Source organism: Anoxybacillus sp. LAT27 (assembly GCF_022030075.1).
Taxonomy (GTDB): domain Bacteria; phylum Bacillota; class Bacilli; order Bacillales; family Anoxybacillaceae; genus Anoxybacillus; species Anoxybacillus kestanbolensis.
This window is the reverse complement of the sequence record NZ_JAIWYK010000192.1, coordinates 1-266: the sequence shown is the minus strand read 5'-3', so window position 1 is coordinate 266 and position 266 is coordinate 1. Positions and strand designations below refer to the sequence as shown.

At 65.4% G+C, this 266-nt stretch carries 1 pseudogene; it reads right to left on the bottom strand.

From position 1 onward, the window contains the following. Positions 1-266 (bottom strand): annotated as a pseudogene (locus tag LD028_RS09085) (FtsK/SpoIIIE family DNA translocase); the annotation flags it as partial.

The window sequence follows — 266 nt, the reverse complement described above, 5'->3', positions numbered from 1 at the left end:
GGACGTGTGGTCCACGTCCTTGCCCGGCGTATAGCCTTTGGGCCGGGCCAGCATCTGCAAGTTGGGAAACACATAGGGGACAGCCGGCTGCACCTCCGCGTTTTCCAGCGTGCCGAAAATCTCTTCGTCGCCTTCCAGCGAGAACGTAATCTCCCGCGCCGCTTGCGGACGGACAGGCGGCGCCGCCGATTCGGGGGATTCCTGTTCGTGTTCGCTCGCCACCCGCTCGGTGAAGTCGCGGATCAGCGGGGCGACGGGCAGCGCTT